Source organism: Chitinophaga sp., assembly GCF_036566945.1.
GTDB lineage: Bacteria > Bacteroidota > Bacteroidia > Chitinophagales > Chitinophagaceae > Chitinophaga.
This window is the reverse complement of record NZ_DATCVJ010000358.1, coordinates 1-1,801: the sequence shown is the minus strand read 5'-3', so window position 1 is coordinate 1,801 and position 1,801 is coordinate 1. Positions and strand designations below refer to the sequence as shown.

Genomic DNA, 1,801 nt, shown 5'->3' with positions numbered 1-1,801 from the left:
ATATACACCCTCAAAACAGGTAATTCCTTCGTTGGAAGTACCTGCATAAAACCATTTAGCTATGCCAACGTTTAACAGGTTCCACCATTTTTATGTCCGGGGGAAGCCGCTCCAACACTTCATTACAGACAAGTAGGTCGTCGTCACAACATGCTCACCTCAGAAATCATTTATTCAACAACCTCATTCGCTCATGCAAAAGAAAGCTATCATCATTGGCGCTGGCCCTGCCGGGCTGACTGCTGCCTATGAATTATTACAGCGCACCAGTATCTTACCTGTAGTACTGGAAAAAAGTACTGACATCGGTGGTATTTCCAAAACGGTCAACTACAAAGGTAACCGCATTGATATTGGAGGACATCGGTTCTTCTCCAAATCCGATCGCGTAATGGACTGGTGGATGAACATGATGCCGCTGGATAAAGAAGCCGCGGAAATATTTTCTATCAGCTATCAGTCAAAAACCCGGGAAGTAAAAGCCACCCGCAATAACAACAGCAGCACCGATACCCTGGTAGCTCCTAACCCCGACCTGATTATGCTGGTGAGACAACGCCTCTCGCGTATTTATTTCCTCAAAAAATTCTTTACCTATCCCATACAACTATCCATTGATACCCTGCGTAAACTGGGATTCACCACTACCATCAGCATCATGTTCTCTTACCTGTGGGCACAAGTTTTTCCAAGAAAAAATGAAAAGTCTCTGGAAGATTTTATGATTAACCGCTTCGGTAAAACACTCTATCATCTTTTCTTTAAAGACTATACCGAAAAAGTATGGGGCATTTCCTGTAGCTCCATTTCTGCTGAATGGGGCGCACAGCGAATCAAAGGTATTTCCATCGGCAAAGCCATTTCACATGCAGTAAAATCAGCTATCGCCGCCGGGAAACCCAAAGATCTCAAACAAAAAAATGTAGAAACCAGCCTGATTGAACAATTCCTCTACCCCAAACATGGTCCCGGTCAACTGTGGGAAGAAGTAGCACACCAGGTGATCAACAAAGGCGGTACGGTACTCATGCAGCACGACGTGAAAAAGATTCACTCCTCCGGCAACCAGATTACCGCCATTGATGTATTAGACCGCACAACCGGCGAAGTAGTCACATTGGAAGGAGATTATTTCTTTTCTACCATGCCTATCAAAGAACTGGTGGCCGACATGGAAACAGATGTACCTGCCAATGTAAGAGAAATCGCAGCAGGACTGCATTACCGTGACTTCATCACCATCGGTATCTTACTAAAAAACCTCAGTTTCGAAGATAAAAAAACTGGCCAGCACAAACCACTGGAATTAAAAGATACCTGGATTTATATACAGGAAAAAGATGTGAAAGTAGGACGCCTTCAACTCTTTAATAACTGGAGCCCCTACATGGTGAAAGATCCGGATACTACCTGGGTAGGCATGGAATACTTCTGTAATAAAGGAGATGATTTCTGGGAACTGACCGATGAAGAAATCAGACAAACAGCTATTACAGAACTCTGCAAAATTGGTCTGGCGCAACAGTCAGATGTATTGGACGCCACCGTACTCAGAATGGAAAAAACATATCCGGCATACTGGGGTACCTACGAACGTTTCGATGAACTCAAAACTTATATAGATTCTTTCGAAAACCTGTTCCTCGTAGGCCGCAATGGTATGCACAAATACAATAACTCAGATCACTCCATGCTCACAGCCATGGTGGCGGTAGACAATATCACCAATGGTATCGTTACCAAATCCAATATCTGGTCTATTAACACAGAGCAGGAATATCATGAAGAGAAAAAATAACCG

The 1,801-nt window shown here is 43.6% G+C and carries 1 protein-coding gene; it reads left to right on the top strand.

The window, feature by feature from the left end; all coding sequences use genetic code 11:
- Nucleotides 1–193: 193 nt before the first annotated feature.
- Complete coding sequence (locus VIP81_RS10575; RefSeq protein ID WP_331959621.1) at nt 194–1,798, top strand: NAD(P)/FAD-dependent oxidoreductase; 1,605 nt, start codon at nt 194–196, stop codon at nt 1,796–1,798.
- Nucleotides 1,799–1,801: the final 3 nt, after the last annotated feature.

Excerpts from the sequence above, each read along its gene's own strand:
- VIP81_RS10575 (WP_331959621.1), top strand. The coding sequence starts at position 194 with ATGCAAAAGAAAGCTATCATCATTGGCGCTGGCCCTGCCGGGCTGACT.